The organism is Leisingera sp. ANG59 (assembly GCF_013317235.1).
Taxonomy (GTDB): Bacteria; Pseudomonadota; Alphaproteobacteria; order Rhodobacterales; family Rhodobacteraceae; genus Leisingera.
On sequence record NZ_WLCM01000030.1, the window covers coordinates 23869 to 42093 of the forward strand.

Genomic DNA, 18225 nt, shown 5'->3' on the forward strand with positions numbered 1-18225 from the left:
TGCGCGATGTCCCAGCGCAATCCGTTCAAGCGGCACCGGTTTCCGCGCGAGGTCATCCTGCTGGCGGTGCGCTGGTACTGCCGCTACCCGCTTTCGTGCCGGGACGTACGAGATATGCTCGCTGAGCGGGGCGTTGCTGTTGATGCTTCGACGGTTCACCGCTGGGTGCGAAAGTTTGGTCCCGAAATCCGGAAGCGGGCCCAAGCCCGGCACCGCTCCTGCCGTGGACTGCAATGGCATGTCGATGAGACCTACCTTCGTGTGGGCGGGCGCTGGCGTTACCTTTGGCGGGCCGTGGACAAGTTCGGCCAGTTGATCGAATTTCGTCTGACGGCGCGGCGGGATGCCAAGGCAGCAAGGGCATTTCTGCGCCAGGCGCGAAACACCGTGCGATGTTATCAGCCGCTTACAATCGTCACCGACAAGGCGCACAGCTATACAAAGGTGATCGGCGAGATCAACGGCCGACTCGGGCCCGATAATGCTATCCGCCACGTTGACCGCAAGTATTTGAACAATCGGATCGAGAGCGATCATGCCGCACTGAAGCAGCGATTGCGTCCCATGCGCGGGTTCCAGACGCTGGCCGGAGCCAAGGCCGCGCTCGCAGGTATCGAAACCTTCCGCACCATTCGAAAAGGCCAATTCGAGAATTGTGAAATCGGGGTGATCAACGAGATCGCCTTCATCGCCAAACTGTTTCAGGAGGCGGCATGATAGGCGAGCAAAGCCGACGACATACACAGCCCTCTGCCGTTAATGCAACGGACCCTTTTTGCATCAGTCACCTGGGCCTTCCTGAGGTCTTTTATCAAGATTTATGGTTGACTAAATTACTCAGAATTAATAGAGCTGCGGCGTCTTTAGTCCAAGGATCACATCATGACCCTTCGCCCTCTTTACGGCGCTGCGGCGCTGAGCTTTTTCGCCGCCAGCCTCGTGCAAGCTGATACCATCACGTTGACTGATATTGCCGGTCGCGAAATCACAGTCGATGCGCCCGCGGACCGCGTAATTCTGGGCGAAGGGCGGCAGATTTTCTTTACCGCCGTGCTGGACGGGGAGAACCCGTTTGAGCGTGTGGTCGGCTGGCGGGACGATTTACTTCAGGCCTCGCCCGAAACCTATGCCATCTATGCGGAGAAGTTCCCCGAACTGGAGGATATCCCGACCTTTGGCGGTTTCAAAGACGGCACCTTTGACATCGAGCAGGCGGTCTCACTTCAACCCGATGTGATGATCATGAACCTTGAGGCCAAGGCCGCCACCGACGAGGCGGGCTATGAAGAAAAGCTGGCAAAGGTCGGCATCCCGATCGTCTATGTGGATTTCCGCGAGAAGCCATTTGAGCATACCGCACAATCGATGGCGATCATCGGCACCCTCTTTGGAAAGGACGAGCGGGCGGCGGAATTCAACGAATTCTATCGGGCGCAGGTTGCCCGGGTTACCGAGGTAATAGCGGCACAGGCCGATCTGGAAAAACCGCTGGTCTTTGTCGAACGTGCCGGTGGTTACTCGGAGGATTGCTGTATGTCTTTCGGCAATGGCAACTTCGGTCGCTTTGTCGAACTGGCAGGCGGAATCAATATGGCCAGTGAGTTCATCCCTGGCACCTTTGGCACCGTGAATGCGGAGCAGGTGATCGCCTCCAACCCGGATCAGATCGTGGTGACTGGTGGCAACTGGGACGCCTATGTGCCCGGTGGGAAATGGATCGGCGTCGGCCCGGGTTCGGACGTGCAGCAAGCCACCAAAAAGCTCGCCGCGCTGATGGAGCGCCCCGCATTTACCGGAGTCACGGCGGTTGAGGAGGGCAAGGTCCATGCGATCTGGCACCAGTTCTACAACAGCCCCTATAGTTTTGTTGCCGTGCAGCGGCTGGCAACCTGGCTGCACCCGGAACTCTTTGACGATCTCGAACCAGAGACGACGCTGAAGGAGTTGCACGAACGCTTTCTGCCGGTGGATTATCACCCCGGTTACTGGATCTCCCTCGACTGATCTCCTTTGGTGGCACATATGGCTGTTACGTTTACCGGTACTCCTGCCACCGCGCTCGCTTATCGCGGGCTGGTGGCTCGGCGTATCGCCGCACTTGCATCGCTCGCCGCGCTTCTTGTCCTTTCTGTCGCTGTGGATGTGGCGCTGGGGCCGGCGCGCTACAGTCTCGGCGATGTGCTGAGTACCCTCTTCCTGCCGGGCCGCGCCGAACTGCAGATGCGCGTGGTGATCTGGGATATCCGCATGCCGATGGCGGTGCTGGCGGTCACCGTGGGGGCGAGCCTGTCGCTGGCGGGTGCTCAGATGCAGACCATTCTGGCGAATCCTTTGGCGAGCCCCTTCACCCTCGGCCTTTCCGCAGCGGCGAGCTTTGGGGCGGCGCTGGCGATGGTTCTCGGCGTCGCGCTTTTTCCGACTGCCCTTGCGCTGATGGTGCCGATCAATGCCTTTGCCATGGCGATGGCCGCGTCACTTCTGATCTTTGGCCTTTCCACCCTTCGCGGTGTGACAGTGGAGACCATCGTCCTCCTCGGGATCGCGCTGGTATTTAGCTTCAACGCTGCCCTTGCGCTGCTACAATATTTCGCCTCGGAACAGGCGCTCTCGGCGGTAGTGTTCTGGACCATGGGCAGCCTGACTAAGGCGACCTGGGGCAAGGTAGCGGCGACGGCTGTGATCCTTCTGATCTGCACCCCGCTCTTCGCGCGACGCGCCTGGGCGCTGACCGCGATCCGGCTCGGCGAGACCCGCGCTGCCGCCATGGGAGTGCCGGTGAAGCGCTTGCGGCTGGAGGCGCTGGTTCTGGTTTCGCTGCTCGCCGCCGTGCCGGTGTCCTTCGTAGGCACCATCGGGTTTATTGGCATCGTTGGTCCGCATGTGGCGCGGCTGCTCTTGGGCGAAGACCAGCGCTTTTTCCTTCCCGGCGCGATGCTGGCGGGTGCGGTGATCCTGTCGGCGACATCGGTGCTGTCGAAGGCGATCCTTCCCGGCGCCGTTCTGCCCATCGGCATCATCACCGCCCTTGTCGGCGTGCCCTTCTTTGCAGCGCTGATCCTCACGAAAGGACGCAAATCATGGTAAGCCTCGCGCTCGAGCAGATCTCAGCCCGCTATGGCCGCCGTGAGATCCTGATGGAAGCCTCCACCCCGCCGATCCCCGGCGGCAGCTTGACGGCGCTAGTGGGGGCGAATGCGGCCGGCAAATCGACCCTGTTCCGCCGAATCGCGGGTCAGCTCGGCGGCACCGGGGCGGTGCATTTAACTGGAACGTCCCGGGACGAACTGCGCTACATGCCTCAGGATACTGCGATGAATGCGTCACTCACGGTTTACGAGTCCATTATTCTCGCCCTTAAACAGGGTGCAGGCGGCTGGCGGCTCTCGAGTGAGGAACTTGCGGCTGTAGACAGCATGATCACACGATTCGGGATCACTCATCTGGCGGAGCGGCAGTTGCCTGAGCTTTCCGGCGGGCAGCGGCAAGCGGTCTCTATCGCGCAAACCTTGGTGACGCGTCCCCGCGTGGTGCTTATGGATGAACCGACCTCGGCTCTCGACCTCTACCGCCAATATGAAGTCTTGGAGGCGCTGCGCGGCTACGCTGAGGAGACTGGGGCGGTGATCCTTTTGGCTCTGCATGACCTCAATCAGGTGATGCGCAGCTGCCTCACAACAATGGCGCTGGAAGGTGGACGCATCCTCGCCTGCGGCCCTACTCTAGAGGTCCTGACGCCCGGCCTGATCCGCAGCCTGTATGGCATTGACAGCCGGGTCGAGCATTGTTCGAAGGGCTGTCCGATGATGATTGTGGATGGCCCGACGAAGCGCTGAAAAAAAATTACCTCATCTGGCCTCTCCGAATTGATTGTTTGTGCAACAGCGGCCTGTCATCCATCGGAATGGTTTCAGAGGTCGAGGGAGTGCGAAAGCACAGAACAATGCGGGGGGGTGACCAAAGATTTCGGAGCTATGACCGGAATAGTATTTGAGGATGACACCGGGCAGTCACAGGACCCCCAGCACCTCGCCAGCCTGGGCTAGGACCTGACAGATGAAGATGGGTAGGCAGATGCAGACCCTGACCGCGTACAGGGCAAGTTTGGTCGAACGTTCCATGGCCCGGCCCAATCTCACGACAGGAGTTGAAGATGGCCTGACTTTGGACCGGCATTCTGCAATCCTGGCCAAAGAATGCGGCTCATTTGAAGCCCACATGCTTATGAGGAGCGGAAGGGGCGGATCTCCATCTTGGCGGCGACTTTTGTGTCGACATGCCGCACACGTTTTTTCAGTCCGCAATCAGCGTCAACAAGAAGCCCTTACAGACGGGATTGGCAATATTTTTTAGAAAGAGGTTTCCCAGGGTGAGGTCAGCAACGGCCTCCTTCAGGGGCGACGCCTCGGCCCGCAGATCTTTCACTTAGGGACTTGCCGCTTGCCTGGCCGTGTCGCCTGCGAGCAGCTTCTTTTGGCCTCAAGGAACTCTTTCGAGCTGGAATAGTACAGGCTCGTGGCAGTCCTTTCGCGCCGACACAACGCAGCGACATTCTCCTCTCCACGCAAACCCTCCAGCGCAATGCAGATCTTTTCCTCCGCCGCATGGTGCTTGCGCGTCTTAAGGTGGATGTCCTTCACAACCCGAGCGGCCGTTGGTTCTAGCTTTCCGTCTCATCTTAACTCATTGACGGTTCAGATGAGCCAGAAACCTTCCGTTATGCAAATCTCTCAATCGGCCCCACAGGTGCTGATGTCAGACACGCAGCCTTTCTCGGATGTAAAAGCAAGACGACAGCTATTAAAGAACCAGCCTAGGAAAGCGGTTAGTCTAACCTTGATCTCAGGGCATGCGTGCCCTTGAGCAAGGACTTTGGTCGAATACCGCGGCTTCTGCCGATGGGATAAACCTTTAGGCAGCACCGGACCGAGTGCCTGCAATCGAAGGTGCATGGCCGCCAGTTCCGCTGCATTTCTTGGATCAATTCTTGGGAGGAATGGCATGAACATCCACACGAACGGGCTGGCCAACGCGGCACTGGACACGGCGCATCTGGGCGTCGATTTTCCGTTCAAGCCGCGTTATGGCAACTTTATCAACGGCGAATTCACCGAGCCTCGCTCGGGCCAGTATTTCGAAAACACCACTCCGATCACCGGCGATGTGATCTGCGAGATTGCCCGGTCCAACGCGGAGGATGTCGAGGCAGCCCTGGACGCGGCCCATGCGGCGTTTCCGGCCTGGGGCAAGACCTCGACCACCGAGCGCGCCAACATGCTGCTGAAGATCGCCGATATCATGGAGGAAAACACCCAGCTGCTGGCGGCGGCAGAGACGCTGGACAACGGCAAGCCGATCCGCGAGTCGATCCACGCCGACCTCGCGCTCTGTGTGGATCACTGGCGCTATTTCGCGGGCTGCATCCGCGCCGAGGAAGGCCATATCTCCGAAATTGACGCCGACACCTATGCCTATCACATTCCGGAACCGCTGGGCGTGGTCGGGCAGATCATCCCGTGGAATTTCCCGCTGCTGATGGCGGTGTGGAAGCTGGCGCCGGCGCTGGCGGCTGGCAACTGCGTGGTGCTGAAACCGGCGGAGCAGACCCCGGCCTCGATCATGGTGCTGGCGGAGCTGATCGCCGGGGTGCTGCCGGCAGGCGTCCTGAACATCGTCAACGGCTTCGGGCTGGAGGCGGGCAAGCCGCTGGCCTCGTCGAACCGGATCGCCAAGATCGCCTTTACTGGTGAGACCACCACCGGGCGGCTGATCATGCAGTATGCCAGCCAGAACCTGATTCCGGTGACGCTGGAGCTGGGCGGCAAGTCTCCGAACATCTTCTTCGAGGATGTGATGGCCGCCGATGACGCCTATTTCGACAAATGCCTGGAAGGCTTCACCATGTTTGCCCTGAACCAGGGCGAGGTCTGCACCTGCCCCAGCCGGGCGCTGATCCAGGAGTCGATCTACGACGACTTCATGGCCCGCGCCATCGAACGGGTGAAGGCTGTGAAGCAGGGCAACCCGCTGTCGATGGACACGATGATCGGCGCTCAGGCCTCGACCGAGCAGAAGGAGAAGATCGCCTCCTACCTGCAGCTGGGCAAGGATGAGGGCGCCGAGCTGCTGACCGGCGGCAATGTCTCTGCCCTGGAAGGGCTGGAAGGCGGTAACTATATCGAGCCGACGGTGTTCAAGGGCCACAACAAGATGCGGATTTTCCAGGAGGAGATCTTTGGCCCTGTGCTGTCCGTGACCACCTTCAAGGACGATGCCGAGGCGCTTGAGATCGCCAATGACACGCTTTACGGGCTGGGCGCCGGCGTGTGGACCCGCGACACCAACCGCGCGTTCCGCTTTGGCCGCGACATTCAGGCGGGCCGGGTCTGGACCAACTGCTATCACGCCTATCCGGCCCATGCGGCCTTTGGCGGCTACAAGCAGTCGGGCATCGGGCGGGAAACCCACAAAATGATGCTGGATCACTACCGGCAGACCAAGAACCTGCTGGTCAGCTACAGCCCCAATGCGCTGGGGTTCTTCTGAACAGCCGTGTGACGGGCGGCCCCGGGTTTCCGGGGCCGTTTCTTTTTCATTCAGCCGGGGGAGTGTGCAATGACCGGTGCAACAGGCATGACCGTGAAGGCCACAGAAGCGGCGCTGCAACTGATCGGCGAGCTGAAGGCGCGCTTCGGGCCGGATCTGCTGTTTCACCAATCCGGCGGCTGCTGCGACGGGTCCGCGCCGATGTGCTTTCAGCAGGGAGACTACATCGTCGGCGGCAGCGATGTGCTGGTGGGGGAGATCGGCGGGGTGCCGTTTTACATGAATGCCGATCAGCACGCGCGCTGGCAGCACACCAATCTTGTGATCGACGCGATCGACGGCATCGGCGGAATGTTCTCGCTGGAAAACGGCAGCGGCAAGCGGTTCCTGACCCGCTCCGACGTGTGCCTGCGCTGAGGCGCGCCGCGCCTTGGTCAGGACAGCGCGCGCTCCAGGAAGCCGCGCAGCTCGCCGGTGTCGATCGGCTTGTGCAGCAGCGCCGCGTTCAGCCCGGCGCAGGCCGCCGCCAGATCCGGTGAGCGGTTGGCGGTCACCAGGCAGGCTGGAACCGGGCCGTGCTGCGCCCGGAGCGCAGCAATCGCATCGGTTCCCAGCGCACCGTCGTCCAGCTGGTAATCGGCGATGATCGCGTCCGGGCCGATGTCGATTTCCTGCAGCAGCGCAAGGGCGTCGGCGCAGCTGGCGCAGGGCAGCACGTTCAGCCCCCAGCTGTCGAGCGTGATCTCCAGCGCTGCCCTGAGGCCGGCGTCGTTCTCGATCAGCACCACGATCCGGTTTTCGAACGGGACCGCGGCGCCGGTGCCGCGGCCGGGCAGCGGCGATGGCGCGCGCGTAACCGTGCTCAGCGGCAGCTCCACCGAAAAGCAGGTGCCGCGGCCGACCTCCGAGGTGAGGTTCAGCGGATGTTCCAGCAGCCGGCAGGCCCGCTCGACAATGGCGAGACCCAGCCCCATGCCGTCCGACGGGCTGGCCTTGGCGTTGAGCCGCTGAAACTCCTGGAACACCCTGTCCTGATGCTCCGGCGGGATGCCGGGGCCGGTGTCGCGGACTTCGAGCAGCACCCGGCCGCGGCGTTGCCGCACCCCGATCAGCACCTTGCCGCTGGTGGTGTAGCGCACCGCGTTGGAGGCGAGATTCTGCAAGATTCGGCGCAGGTAGGCGGCGTCGCTTTCCACCATCGCGCCGCTGCGCACGACCCGGAATTCCAGCCCCTTGAGCCGGGCGACAGGTTCCAGTTCGTCCTTCAGCTGGTCCAGCATGCCACCCAGGCTGATGGCGGTCCGGTCGATTGCCGCCAGGCCGGAGTCGAGCTTGGAAATGTCCAACAGGGCGCCAAGGATGCGCTCGACCGCGACCAGTGCGTTGCCGGCCTTGGCCGCCCGGTCCCTGAAGCCCGCATCCTGCAGGTTGTCCTCCAGCGAGCCGACATAGAGCTTGGCGGCGGACAGCGGCTGCAGCAGGTCGTGGCTGGCGGCGGCGACGAACCGCGACTTGGAGGCATTGGCGCGCTCCGCCTCCGACAGCGCGTCCTCCAGCTCCAGCGTCCGTTCGGCCACCCGCTGCTCCAGCGTTTCGTTGACCTGGGAAATGGTGCGGACCGCGGCGCGTTCAGCGGTGACATCGGTAAAGCTGATGACAAAGCCCTTGTCCGGCATCTGCTGCGCAAAGACCGCCAGGATTCGGTCGCGGCCCAGTCCGATCTCGAACGACAGGGGCGCCCGCTTGGCGGTGCTGGCCACCCAGGCCTCGACCTCTTCCGGCCGGGTGCCGCCGAGCAGGCGGATGCTGTCCCCGGCCTGGCGGTAGAGGGTGGCGAAATACATGCCCAGCTGGAACTTGCCCGCAGGCATTGACAAGAGCTCTCCGGCGCGGCGGTTCCAGCCGACCAGGCGGTTCTGGGCGTCGAAGATGCAGACCCCCTGGTCGAGATGCTCCAGCGTTGCCTTGATCACCCGCGACTGGTCGTCGAGCAGCCGCTCGCGCTCCTGCCGCTCCAGCCGCATCATGTCGGTGATGTCGGTCTGCAGGATTACGGTGCCGCCGTCCGGGGTGCGGTGCTCGCTGACCTGCAGCCAGCTGTTGCCGGCCATCATCACGTTGAACACCGCGTGATCGTCCTTGTGGCGGGCGATCCGGTAGGCCTCCCAGTCGGCGGCGGTCTCCCCCTCCGGCAGCGCCAGATGGGCGCTGGTTGCCACCAGGTTCACGTAATCGGCGAATTTCAGCCCCGGCCTCAGCAGATGGTAGATATCGGCCATGTGCTTGCCGAACCGGGTGTTGCACATGACCAGCACGTCCTGTGCGTCAAACAGCGCAAAGCCTTCCTGCACCGTCTCGATCGCATTGGCCAAGTTGGCGCGGGCGGCCTCGGTCTCGGCATTGGCCAGCGCCAGCCGGGCGTTCGACTCGTTGAGCAGGTCCAGCGCGTGCTCCAGCTCGCGGGTGCGCAGGCGCACCTCCTCCTCCAGCATCACCGCGCGCTGGAACTGGGCGTAGGCCTCGCCGGAGGCTTCCGAGCTCTGCTCGGCCCGGCGCATCAGGGTCTCGACGATCTTCAGCAGCTTCTGGTTCTGCCGCTCCGGCGGGTCGCGGGGGTCAATCAACTCATGCACCATCGCTCAGCCCTCGTCCGGCGGGTAGATCGCCACCCCGGTCAGGGTCTGGTTGACATGCATCGAGTTGATCTGCTCGCCATAGGTCGAAAAGCCGACCACCCTGTTGTCGCGCAGGATGCGGGAAATGTCCTGCGAGACCTGCTTCTGCTGCGCTTCCAGCCGCCGCAGGATGCAGTCGCAGGCCAGGATGATCTCGGGGCGGCGCTTGGCGCTGAGCGCGGCCATCTCGCGCTCCAGATGGGTCACCATGTCCTCCGGCTCGGCCAGGGTCAGCACCACGCCCTCGTCGATGGCGGAGAAGAACACCAGCTCGTCATTGTCGGCGACCCGCTGGATGGCGCGCACATGGTGCTGGTCGCCGAATTGCACCGCGACGGGATGCGCGGCAAAGGTGAAGGCGGTCAGCTGCTCCGGGTCCTTGCCCAGCACCCGGGCGTATTCGCGGGCGGCGGGTTCGGCATTGATCTCATGCACCACCCGGCGGGCGGGATCGGCCCCGGTCACCACCATGCGCTTTTGCGACGGGATCAGGTGGTCAGTCTTGAACACCTTGATCGGGCAGCGGCTGCGGACCTGGATCAGAATGGCGGCGTTGGAATGGGCCTGGCCGCCATGCAGCACATAGGTCTTGCCGAAGTTGGTGCCGTCGCCCGCCGAGCCGCCGAAAAAGGCCACCGGCCCCAGCCCTACCGCCAGCTGCGAGGTCAGCGCGTCCTCCTTGGTGGAGAGCCCGTCGACCAGCAGGAAGGTGAAGTCGGAGATCCAGCCGCCGGCCTCCTGCGCCATGTGGCTGCGGTTTCGGATCATCCGCTCGATCACGCTGTGCGGATCGAAGCTGCCGAGATCCTCAATCAGGATGGTGCGGGTCTGGAAATGCGACTGTGCAAAGCCGATGGCGACGATTTCGCCCTCGACATAGCCGGCTGCCGAAATCTCCCCCGCGGTGGTGCAGCCGACAACCTGCGCCGGGGCGAACCGCCGTTGCGCCTCGCCGATCAGCCGGTCAACGTCGGTGTCCGGCGACAGGAACAGCACCACCAGCGACAGGCCGTTCGGGTTCAGCGCCTGGGCCAGCTGTTCGACGGCGTCCGGCGCCCGGCAGTCGACCGAGCCGGACCGGACAACCTGCGGCTCCGCCACGGGCGCGCCTGACGGGCCATCGACAGGGTCCATCCTCTTTCTCCTCCCCAAATTCCGCCCGTCAGACTAGGCGGGCGGCGGCGCGTCTTGCAAGACGTTTGCAAAGCTCGCCTGCTTGGCGGCCAGCACCGCCTGGGTGCGGCTTTGCACCCCCAGCTTGCGCATGATGGCGGTAATATGGGCCTTGACCGTGGTCTCGGCGATCGACAGCTCGTAGGCGATCTGCTTGTTCAGCTTGCCTTCGCAGATCAGTTGCAGGATCCGGGCCTGCTGATTGGTCAGCTGCGACAGCCGCTGCAGCACGTCGTCGCTGCTGTCGGCATTGTCATCGAGCAGCACGCAGCCGTCGGGCAGGAACACCTTGCCCTGATTGATTGCTTCCACCGCCTTCTGGAACACGTCGCGCTGGCTGTGCTTGGGAATGAAACCGTTGGCGCCGGCATGGATCACCGAGCTGACGATGCGGTTGTCGGCCATAGAGGAGACCACCAGGATCGGGCAGTCCGTCACCTTGCGCAGCCGCAGCAGCCCGTCCAGCCCGTTGACGTCGGGCAGGTTCAGGTCCAGCACCACCAGGTCGATGCGGATGCCTTCGGCGATCATGTCGAGCGCGGCCTGCAGGGCCGGCGCGGTGTGCATGCTGCTAATTGCGGTGACCGCCTGCAGTGTCATCGCCAGGGCGTCGCAGAACAGCGGGTGGTCATCCACCAGCAGCGCCGCGTGGAACCCTGGGGTGGTCGGCGTGTCCGTGTGTGTCGGCATATCTGCACCAGAGCTGTTGTTTTCCTGCCAGCTTAGCAAGCGGGCGGCAGCAGCGGTATACGCCTAAAGTCGCATATGGAGGGCGCCCCCCCGCAGGAGGCGCGCCCGGGTTTGTTGCCTGCGGCCCGCAGCCGGGGCGGGGTCAGTCCGCCTGCGCCAGCTGGCGGGGCAGGCGGAACGTCCAGACCATGCCGCCCTGGTTCAGATAGTTGACCTTCTTGGCGACCTCGCCGCCCCACAGCGGCACCGCGCCGCCCCAGCCGGACACGACAGAGACATACTGCACGCCGTCCTGTTCCCAGGTGACGGGCTGGCCGACGATGCCGGAGCCGGTCTGGAACGACCACAGCTCCTCGCCGGTCTCGTCGTCAAAGGCGATGAAGCGGCCCTCGGGAGTGCCGGTGAACACCAGCCCGCCCGCGGTGGTCATCACCCCGGCCCAGAGCGGCGCGTCGTTCTTGTATTCCCACTTGATCTCGCCGGTGTCCGGGTCGATCGCCTTGAGGCTGCCGATATGGTCCTCGTAGTTCGGCTTGATGGTGAAGCCCGCACCCAGGTAGGCGGCGCCCTTCTTGTAGCTGATCGGCTCGTTCCAGATGTCCATACCCCATTCGTTCGAGGGCACATAGAAATTACCGGTGTTTTGCGAGAACGCCATCGGCATCCAGTTCTTGCCGCCCAGGAACGACGGCGAGGCAAAGATCACCTCCCCCTTGTTGCCATCGGCTGCGTCCGCCGGGTTTCCGGGGCGGTTTTCCTCGACAAAGACCGGGCGGCCGGTGTCGTCGATGCGCTCGGCCCAGGTGATGTCCTTGACGAAGGGCGTTGCGCTGACGAATTTGCCGTCCTCGCGGTTCAGGACATAGAAAAAGCCATTGCGGTCGGCGGTGGCGAAGCGCTTGTTGCCGCTGCGGTCGGAATAGGCGACCACCTCGTTGACGCCGTCATAGTCCCAGCCCTCGCGCGGAGTAGTCTGGAAGTGCCACTTGATCTCGCCGTTGGAAGGGTCGATGCCGATGCGGCTGGCGGCATAGAGGTTGTCGCCGGTATTGCCCTCCACCGGGGTGCCGGCGTTGCGCAGGTGGCTGTTCCAGGGCGCCGGGTTGCCGGCGCCGAAGACCAGCGTGTCGGTCTCCGCATCATAGGAGCCGCCGAGCCAGGTGGCGCCGCCGCCAGTCTTCCACATGTCGCCCGGCCAGGTGGCGTTCAGGGTGCCGGTCATGGTGCTTTCCTCACCCTTGAAGGTGCCCATGTGGCCCTCAATCACCGGCCGGGTCCAGACCAGCTCGCCGGTTTCAGCGTCGCGCGCCTGCACCTCGCCGACAATGCCGAACTCGCCGCCGGAGTTGCCGGTGATCACCAGCCCGTTGACGATCAGCGGCGCCGCGGTCAGCGAATAGCCGGCCTTGTAGTCGGCCACCTTCTTGCGCCACTTCACGTCGCCGGTCTTGAGGTCCAGCGCCACGATGCGGGCGTCCAGCGTGCCGAAATAGAAGGTGTCGCCATAGATCGCGCCGCCGCGGTTCACCACGTCGCAGCAGGGCAGGATGCCTTCGGGCAGCCGGGCGTCGTACTGCCAGATTTCGCGGCCGGTCTCGACGTCGATGGCATAGACCCGGCTGTAGGAGCCGGTGATATACATGATGCCGTCATAGATCAGCGGCTGGGTCTCCTGACCGCGCTGCTTTTCGCCGCCGAGGCTGAAGGCCCAGGCGGGCACAAGGTTTGCGACGTTGTCCCTATTCAGCGTGTCCAGCGGGCTGTAGCGCTGCAGGTGGCGCCCCATCCCGTTGGTCACCACCTGGGTGGTGGTTGTCTGGTCGTTCCTGAGGTCGTCCTCGGTGACCCCGGCGTGGCTGACGCCCGCCATCATGGTCCCTGCGGCGACCGCCGTGATGAAGCGGTTCATTGGGCTCCTCCCTTTCATTGGATCATCAACAGCCACTGCCCGGTGCGGGCTGCCGGCCTGCCACAGTATCCAAGGCGCGCCGGAAGAGCGGTATTGCACAATGGTCGTAAGCGGAGGGCGGCAGGGGCAGGGGGGAGGGCCCGGCACGGCAGCGCCCGGCGCCTTGCGGCCCGGGTTTGCGGTGCAGGCCCCGCGCTGCGTCAGCCTGCGGCGCGGAGCGGGGCGGTTCAGCCTTATTTCGCGGCCTTTCGGATCAGCCCGCGCGCCGGGTCGTAGCCCCAGACCGCCAGTCCCAGCCAGACCAGCCCGGAAAGCAGCACCCAGGCCAGCGCGGCGGCGTTCAGCTGCTGATAAAGCGCAAAGCGGATCAGCTCGACCGCCTGGCTGAAGGGGTTCACGGCGCAGATATCGCGCAGCAGCGCCGAGCTTTCGGCCATTTTCCACAACGGGTAGAGCGCGGTGGACAGGAAGAATATCGGGAAGATCACGAAATTCATCACTCCGGCGAAATTCTCCAGCTGGCGGATCACCGAGGACAGCGCCAGCCCCAGCGCCCCCAGCATCAGCCCCGCCGGGACCAGGGCGGGCAGCAGCGCGGCATAGCCGACCCAGCCGAAGCGGATGCCGAAAATCGCCGCCAGCGCCAGGAACACATAAACCTGCAGGATAGAGATCGCGGTGCTGGCGAGCAGGCGGCAGACCAGCAGCCACCAGCGCGGCAGCGGACTGGTCAGCAGCAGCCGCATCGAGCCCATTTCCCGGTCATAGACCATCGACAGCGAGCTTTGCATGCCGTTGAACAGAAGGATCATGCCGCACAGGCCTGGAACGATATAGACTTCGTAGGTGGTGTAGGTGGCGTAGGGCGGGGTGATCGACAGGCCAAGCGCGGCGCGAAAGCCCGCGGCAAAGACCACCAGCCACAGCATCGGCCGCACCAGCGCCGCGACGAAGCGGCTGCGCTGGCCAATGAACCGCAGCGCCTCGCGCTGCGTGATTGCCGCCAGGGCTGCGAGCCAGGCGGTCATACCGCCTCTCCTGTCAGCCTGAGAAAGTGATCGGCCAGCCCGAGCCCGCCGCGCAGCTGGCGGGCCGTGCCGTCTTGCGCCAGCTTGCCGCGGTGCAGGATCAGCAGCTGGTCGGCGTCTTCGATCTCGTCGGTGAGATGGGTGGCCCAGAGCACCGTCAGCCCCTTGCGCCGCGACAAGTCGTGCACATGGGCGGTGATCGCGTGCCGGGTTGCCGCGTCCAGCCCCACTGTCGGCTCGTCCAGCAGCAGCACCTTGGGATGGTGGATCAGGCTGCGGGCAATCTCCAGCCGGCGGCGGTGTCCGCCATTGAGGTCGCGCACCCGCTCACCCAGCCGGCCGGGCATCTCCAGCCGCTCCAGCGCGGCCTCGATCCGGGCCTGTGCCCTAGCGCCGCGCAGACCGTGCAGGGCGGCGAAATAGCTGAGATTGCGCTGCACCGTCAGGTCCAGGTCCAGCGTTGGCTGTTGGAACAACACCCCCATCCGGCGCAGCGCCTTGCGCGGGGCGCGGGCCATGTCGTGGCCGTCGATCTCGATCCTGCCCTGCGGCGCGGTGAACAGCCGGGTGAGCAGCGCAAACAGCGTCGACTTGCCTGCGCCGTTGGGGCCGAGCAGGGCGCAGAAGGTGCCGGGTTCAACCCGGAAGCTGACTGCGTCCAGCGCCTGCCGGGCGCCGTAGGCATAGCTCAGGTTTTCCACCCGCAGCCCGGTCATCGGATGGTGATCTCCAACCGCTGGGTGTCGCCGGTGGAGCCGGGCACCTTGAGGTGGTAATTCCCAGGCTTCAGCGCGATGAAGCCGATCTCCATCTCGCCGGCCTCGTCGAACTCGATGCTGTCGAGCCCCAGCGGGCGGATCTCGAGGCCCTCCACTACGATCTCGTCGATCCAGATTGCGCGGAAGAACTCCGCCCCCGTTAGCGCCAGTTCCTGGCTGCCGTCGCCCTGGATCTCGAACTCGTAATATGTGCCGGAGTTCAGCACCCAGGGTGCATCGGCCAGCGGCATTCCCGCCGACAGGGTGATGGGCGGCAGGTCCTCCTTGTTGGCAGCGGACAGCAGCCCGGCAAGGCCAAAGCCGGCCTTGCCCGGATCATCACCGTCAGCGGCCAGGGCGGCGGCCGGCAGCGCAAGGCACAGCGCCGCGGCGAAAAGGCGGGAGTTCAGCATCGGGGATCCTCCTGTCAGGATGCGCCGCGCCGCCGGGGCGCAGCAAGTCTCAGGGGCGCAGTGCTGCGCCCCAGGGAAAACGGCCGACCTTGATCGACTTCAGCGCCTGGCGCCGGGCGGTGTCGATCACGGTGACATCTCCGGACACGCCGTTGGTGGTGAACAGCAGCGACTTGTCGGGCGAAAACGCCATGTGCCAGACCCGGCGGCCGACCAGGATGTAATCCTCCACCTCCAGCGTCTCAGCATTGACCACCGCCACATGGTTGGAAGGCCCCAGCGCCACAAAGGCGGTCTGTTCATCATTGGTGAAGGCAAACCCGACTGGCTGCACCCGGTCGGGGTGCACGCCCTTGACATCAAAGGTTATCTTGCCTGTCTCGGCCTGGGTGGCGGTGTCGAAGACGGTGATGGTGCCGCCGATCTCGGAGGAGACCCACAGCGCGCTGCCGCCGGCGGTGAATTCAGCGTGACGGGGGCGGGCGTCGACCAGAGTGTTGGCAAACAGCTGTTGCGTCTGCGTGTCGATCCAATGCGCCATGTTGGTGGTCTCGGAGGTGGTGATTGCGATCCGGCCATCGGGCGAGACCGCCATGCCCTCGGGCTCGATCCCGACATTGATCTGGGCAACCACCTTGCGGGTTTCCGTATCCACCACCGTGGTCACGGCGTCGTCCTCGTTGGCGATGTAGAGATGCCGGTCGTTGGGATGCAGCACGAATTGCTCGGGATCCTCGCCGGAAGGCAGGTCGTGCAGGATCTCGCCGGTGGCGGCATCCAGAACCTGGACCGTGTCGCTGTCGGAGGCGCAGACATAGACCCGCGAGAAATCCTTGGAGAAGGTGATGCCGCGCGGCCGCTCCCCCGTTGCGATGGTGCGGACCACCTCAAGCGTGGCGATGTCGATCACGCTGATGGTGTCGTCCTTTTCATTGGTCACCCAGATTTCCGCGGCGCCTAGGGGCGGCGCCGGGGCCAGCAGCGCCGAGAGGGCGAGGGCGGCAAGGGATTTTGCAGCAAATGTCATTGGAAGGCTCCGCAGCGGCTTTCGGGCGCATCAAGGCCCAGAGTGTCGAGTTCGCTGTGCTGGTGCAGGAAGCCGGGCAGGGGCGCCTGCGCCGCCAGCGCGCGGGGAGTGGCAAGCGGGATCGGTTGGCGCAGCTGGCCGTTCCAGCTGCGGTAGCTGAGCGGGCGGCCCTTGAAGCCGGCCAGCTCGAATGCGTCCGACAGCAGGTAGCGGCGCAGGACGCCCGCGTCGGACGAGCCGGTGCGGGTCACCGCCTCGCCGATGCTGCGTACCGCGGCCCAGGCGGCGTAATCCCGCGCCAGCATCTTGCGCCCGGCAAGCTCCTGGAACCGCGACTGCAGCTGCGCGGCGCCCCATTGCTCGACCACCGGCGCCCAGGCGGCGGGGACCAGGCCTTCGGAGCCGGCGACCGGCCGCGGCAGCCAGGTGTTGTAGGGCAGGTAGCGGGCGAAATCCTGCAGCTCGTCGGCGACCAGCAGCAGATCGTGGCGGCCCAGGCCCTGTGACATCAGCGGCACCTCCTGGGCGGCGTTGCGGCGCATGTCGGCGCCATAGTCCCAGGTCCGTTCGGCGGCGATTTCCAGCCCGAACTTGGCGGCGCTCTGGCGCAAGGCACCGGCAAAGGCCTGGTCCTGCGGGTTCTTGCCGGTGATCAGCGCCAGCCCGGTCCAGCGCTTGGACAGCGCAAACTGCATCAGCGCATCGCTGCGCATTAGGTCCGAGGGCAGGGTGTGCAACAGGTTGCGGCGGCAGTCGCCGCTGCGCAGGCCGGTGTCCGGGCTGGCGGTGTTGAACAGCAGCGCCTCCTGCGCCTCCGGCAGGGCGGCGGCGGCCAGCAGCGCCGGTTTGGGCGCATCCAGAATCAGCAGCGCGCTGCGTGCCAGCGCCGCCCGCGCCGCAGCGGCAAAATCGCCGCCAGGCGGCACTGCCACCGTCTCCAGGCTGTAGCTGTGGCCAAGGAAGCTGCCGGTGGTCCGGTTGTCTGCCAGCCCCAGCCGGGCGCCGGTCTCGCCCAGGTCCGCAGGCGGCGGGTCGAGATTGGAGAGGGTGGGGGGCTGCTGCTCCTGCTGTTTCAGGTAGATGACCGGCACCTCGAGCCCGGCGGCCGCGGCAAAGGCGGCGGGGCAGAGGGCCATCAGGAGTGTGATCAGAAAGCGCATCGGGGTACCCGGTTCTGGCTGCATGGGCCGAGCGTACTGCCGCCCGCAGCCCCGCGGCCATTGGACCAAGGTCGTAGGCCGCCGGGGCCGGAGGCCGACTTAAGTCGCGTATCGGGGCAGGGCCTGGGCTGGCTATGGTTGCGGCAAGCTCAAACTTACGGGAGGAACTCATGTTCAAATTGCCTCTTGCGGCCCTCGGGCTCGCGGCTCTTGCCACAACGGCGCAGGCCCACGGAGACGTCGCGCCGCAGCCTGTGAATACCGATGCCCTGCCCGAAGTGGGCGAAGAATGGCTGACCGAAAACCCCTATCGCGGCCAGGAGGCGGAAGTCTGGCAGGCGGCGATCGACATCGGCGGCAGCGGCTACAATCAGAACTGCGCCCGCTGCCACGGGCTCGGCGGCGTCTCCGGCGGGCTGGCCCCCGATCTGCGCTACCTGGAGGCAGAGGAAATGGGCGACGAATGGTTCGTGGAACGGTTCCGCACCGGCTACACCCAGAACGGCATCACCAAGATGCCCGCCTTCGGGGAACTGCTGGGCCAGAAGGCCGCCTGGGCCATCCGCACCTATTTGGAAACCCGGCCCGATGACGGCGCTCTGGACGAGGCCACCGGCCGGTTGCTGGAAATCCGCGATGAGCTGGCCGCGCTGGCCGGCGGCAGCGGCGGGGATGCGGCGGCGCTGCAGGCGGAGCTGTCGCAGATTGCGCAAGCGGTTGAAACCGGGTCCGGCGCGCCGGTAGCCGACAGCGCGGCCTACCGGGCGGCCAGCCTGATCGGCGGCGCGCAGCCGGACTTCGCCGGTGCCGCGGAGGCCCTGACCGTCGGCCTTTCGGCGGCGCACTGAC

General features: G+C 64.8%; 16 protein-coding genes and 1 pseudogene. 7 read left to right on the top strand and 10 right to left on the bottom strand.

Annotation, left to right across the window (positions count from 1 at the left end):
* The first annotated feature begins 6 nt into the window (after positions 1–6).
* The 4 genes from GKC28_RS19695 to GKC28_RS19710 all read left to right on the top strand — a co-directional run bounded on the left by GKC28_RS19695 (position 7) and on the right by GKC28_RS19710 (position 3833).
* Positions 7–717, top strand: a complete 711-nt coding sequence (locus tag GKC28_RS19695) for an IS6 family transposase (protein ID WP_174148706.1) — start codon at positions 7–9, stop codon at positions 715–717.
* A 165-nt stretch (positions 718–882) separates the two neighbouring features.
* Complete coding sequence (locus GKC28_RS19700) at positions 883–2004, top strand: ABC transporter substrate-binding protein (RefSeq protein WP_174148707.1); 1122 nt, start codon at positions 883–885, stop codon at positions 2002–2004.
* An 18-nt stretch (positions 2005–2022) separates the two neighbouring features.
* Positions 2023–3084 (top strand): iron ABC transporter permease, encoded by a 1062-nt coding sequence (locus GKC28_RS19705; RefSeq protein WP_174148708.1) that lies wholly within the window; start codon positions 2023–2025, stop codon positions 3082–3084.
* Positions 3078–3833, top strand: coding sequence for an ABC transporter ATP-binding protein (locus GKC28_RS19710; protein ID WP_174148709.1), 756 nt, complete (start codon positions 3078–3080; stop codon positions 3831–3833). Before GKC28_RS19705 ends, GKC28_RS19710 begins: the two co-directional genes overlap by 7 nt.
* A gap of 511 nt (positions 3834–4344) precedes the next feature.
* Here the strand turns inward: GKC28_RS19710 and GKC28_RS26500 are convergent.
* Positions 4345–4637: pseudogene (locus GKC28_RS26500) on the bottom strand (transposase); the annotation flags it as partial.
* A 361-nt stretch (positions 4638–4998) separates the two neighbouring features.
* Between GKC28_RS26500 and adh the strand changes: the two are divergent.
* Together adh and GKC28_RS19720 are read left to right on the top strand one after the other, a co-directional pair.
* Positions 4999–6543: an aldehyde dehydrogenase gene (gene adh, locus GKC28_RS19715; protein WP_174148710.1), complete on the top strand. Its 1545-nt coding sequence runs from the start codon at positions 4999–5001 to the stop codon at positions 6541–6543.
* A 69-nt stretch (positions 6544–6612) separates the two neighbouring features.
* Entirely contained in the window at positions 6613–6960 is a 348-nt protein-coding gene (locus GKC28_RS19720) for a DUF779 domain-containing protein (RefSeq protein ID WP_217434155.1), read from the top strand.
* Between the two features lie 17 nt (positions 6961–6977).
* Here the strand turns inward: GKC28_RS19720 and GKC28_RS19725 are convergent, their stop codons facing one another.
* From GKC28_RS19725 to GKC28_RS19765, 9 genes are all read right to left on the bottom strand, one after another.
* The gene (locus GKC28_RS19725; protein ID WP_174148711.1) at positions 6978–9179 is read right to left on the bottom strand and encodes a PAS-domain containing protein; all 2202 of its coding nucleotides are present in this window, start codon (positions 9177–9179) and stop codon (positions 6978–6980) included.
* A 3-nt stretch (positions 9180–9182) separates the two neighbouring features.
* A complete protein-coding gene (locus tag GKC28_RS19730) occupies positions 9183–10352 on the bottom strand; it encodes an FIST N-terminal domain-containing protein (protein ID WP_065268943.1) in 1170 nt (389 codons plus the stop codon).
* A gap of 33 nt (positions 10353–10385) precedes the next feature.
* On the bottom strand, positions 10386–11081 hold the full coding sequence (locus GKC28_RS19735) for a response regulator transcription factor (RefSeq protein WP_174148712.1): 696 nt from the start codon (positions 11079–11081) through the stop codon (positions 10386–10388).
* Between the two features lie 142 nt (positions 11082–11223).
* A complete protein-coding gene (locus GKC28_RS19740) occupies positions 11224–12990 on the bottom strand; it encodes a PQQ-dependent methanol/ethanol family dehydrogenase (RefSeq protein WP_174148713.1) in 1767 nt (588 codons plus the stop codon).
* 233 nt (positions 12991–13223) lie between these two features.
* The gene (locus GKC28_RS19745; RefSeq protein WP_174148714.1) at positions 13224–14018 is read right to left on the bottom strand and encodes an ABC transporter permease; all 795 of its coding nucleotides are present in this window, start codon (positions 14016–14018) and stop codon (positions 13224–13226) included.
* Positions 14015–14734, bottom strand: a complete 720-nt coding sequence (locus tag GKC28_RS19750) for an ABC transporter ATP-binding protein (protein ID WP_174148715.1) — start codon at positions 14732–14734, stop codon at positions 14015–14017. Before GKC28_RS19750 ends, GKC28_RS19745 begins: the two co-directional genes overlap by 4 nt.
* On the bottom strand, positions 14731–15189 hold the full coding sequence (locus GKC28_RS19755) for a hypothetical protein (RefSeq protein ID WP_174148716.1): 459 nt from the start codon (positions 15187–15189) through the stop codon (positions 14731–14733). The genes GKC28_RS19750 and GKC28_RS19755 overlap by 4 nt, the downstream gene beginning before the upstream one ends.
* A 49-nt stretch (positions 15190–15238) precedes the next feature.
* On the bottom strand, positions 15239–16216 hold the full coding sequence (locus tag GKC28_RS19760) for a YVTN family beta-propeller repeat protein (protein ID WP_174148717.1): 978 nt from the start codon (positions 16214–16216) through the stop codon (positions 15239–15241).
* Positions 16213–17376, bottom strand: a complete 1164-nt coding sequence (locus GKC28_RS19765; RefSeq protein ID WP_174148718.1) for an ABC transporter substrate-binding protein — start codon at positions 17374–17376, stop codon at positions 16213–16215. Before GKC28_RS19765 ends, GKC28_RS19760 begins: the two co-directional genes overlap by 4 nt.
* A 170-nt stretch (positions 17377–17546) precedes the next feature.
* Here GKC28_RS19765 and pedF point away from each other — a divergent pair, with 170 nt between their 5' ends.
* Positions 17547–18224: a cytochrome c-550 PedF gene (gene pedF / locus GKC28_RS19770; protein WP_174148719.1), complete on the top strand. Its 678-nt coding sequence runs from the start codon at positions 17547–17549 to the stop codon at positions 18222–18224.
* The last annotated feature ends 1 nt before the right edge of the window (position 18225 follow it).

Bases quoted from the DNA above. Each gene is read 5' to 3' on its own strand.
- GKC28_RS19695 (WP_174148706.1), top strand. From the start codon at position 7: ATGTCCCAGCGCAATCCGTTCAAGCGGCACCGGTTTCCGCGCGAGGTC.
- GKC28_RS19700 (WP_174148707.1), top strand. From the start codon at position 883: ATGACCCTTCGCCCTCTTTACGGCGCTGCGGCGCTGAGCTTTTTCGCC.
- GKC28_RS19705 (WP_174148708.1), top strand. From the start codon at position 2,023: ATGGCTGTTACGTTTACCGGTACTCCTGCCACCGCGCTCGCTTATCGC.
- GKC28_RS19710 (WP_174148709.1), top strand. From the start codon at position 3,078: ATGGTAAGCCTCGCGCTCGAGCAGATCTCAGCCCGCTATGGCCGCCGT.
- adh (WP_174148710.1), top strand. From the start codon at position 4,999: ATGAACATCCACACGAACGGGCTGGCCAACGCGGCACTGGACACGGCG.
- GKC28_RS19720 (WP_217434155.1), top strand. From the start codon at position 6,613: ATGACCGGTGCAACAGGCATGACCGTGAAGGCCACAGAAGCGGCGCTG.
- GKC28_RS19725 (WP_174148711.1), bottom strand. From the start codon at position 9,179: ATGGTGCATGAGTTGATTGACCCCCGCGACCCGCCGGAGCGGCAGAAC.
- GKC28_RS19730 (WP_065268943.1), bottom strand. From the start codon at position 10,352: ATGGACCCTGTCGATGGCCCGTCAGGCGCGCCCGTGGCGGAGCCGCAG.
- GKC28_RS19735 (WP_174148712.1), bottom strand. From the start codon at position 11,081: ATGCCGACACACACGGACACGCCGACCACCCCAGGGTTCCACGCGGCG.
- GKC28_RS19740 (WP_174148713.1), bottom strand. From the start codon at position 12,990: ATGAACCGCTTCATCACGGCGGTCGCCGCAGGGACCATGATGGCGGGC.
- GKC28_RS19745 (WP_174148714.1), bottom strand. From the start codon at position 14,018: ATGACCGCCTGGCTCGCAGCCCTGGCGGCAATCACGCAGCGCGAGGCG.
- GKC28_RS19750 (WP_174148715.1), bottom strand. From the start codon at position 14,734: ATGACCGGGCTGCGGGTGGAAAACCTGAGCTATGCCTACGGCGCCCGG.
- GKC28_RS19755 (WP_174148716.1), bottom strand. From the start codon at position 15,189: ATGCTGAACTCCCGCCTTTTCGCCGCGGCGCTGTGCCTTGCGCTGCCG.
- GKC28_RS19760 (WP_174148717.1), bottom strand. From the start codon at position 16,216: ATGACATTTGCTGCAAAATCCCTTGCCGCCCTCGCCCTCTCGGCGCTG.
- GKC28_RS19765 (WP_174148718.1), bottom strand. From the start codon at position 17,376: ATGCGCTTTCTGATCACACTCCTGATGGCCCTCTGCCCCGCCGCCTTT.
- pedF (WP_174148719.1), top strand. From the start codon at position 17,547: ATGTTCAAATTGCCTCTTGCGGCCCTCGGGCTCGCGGCTCTTGCCACA.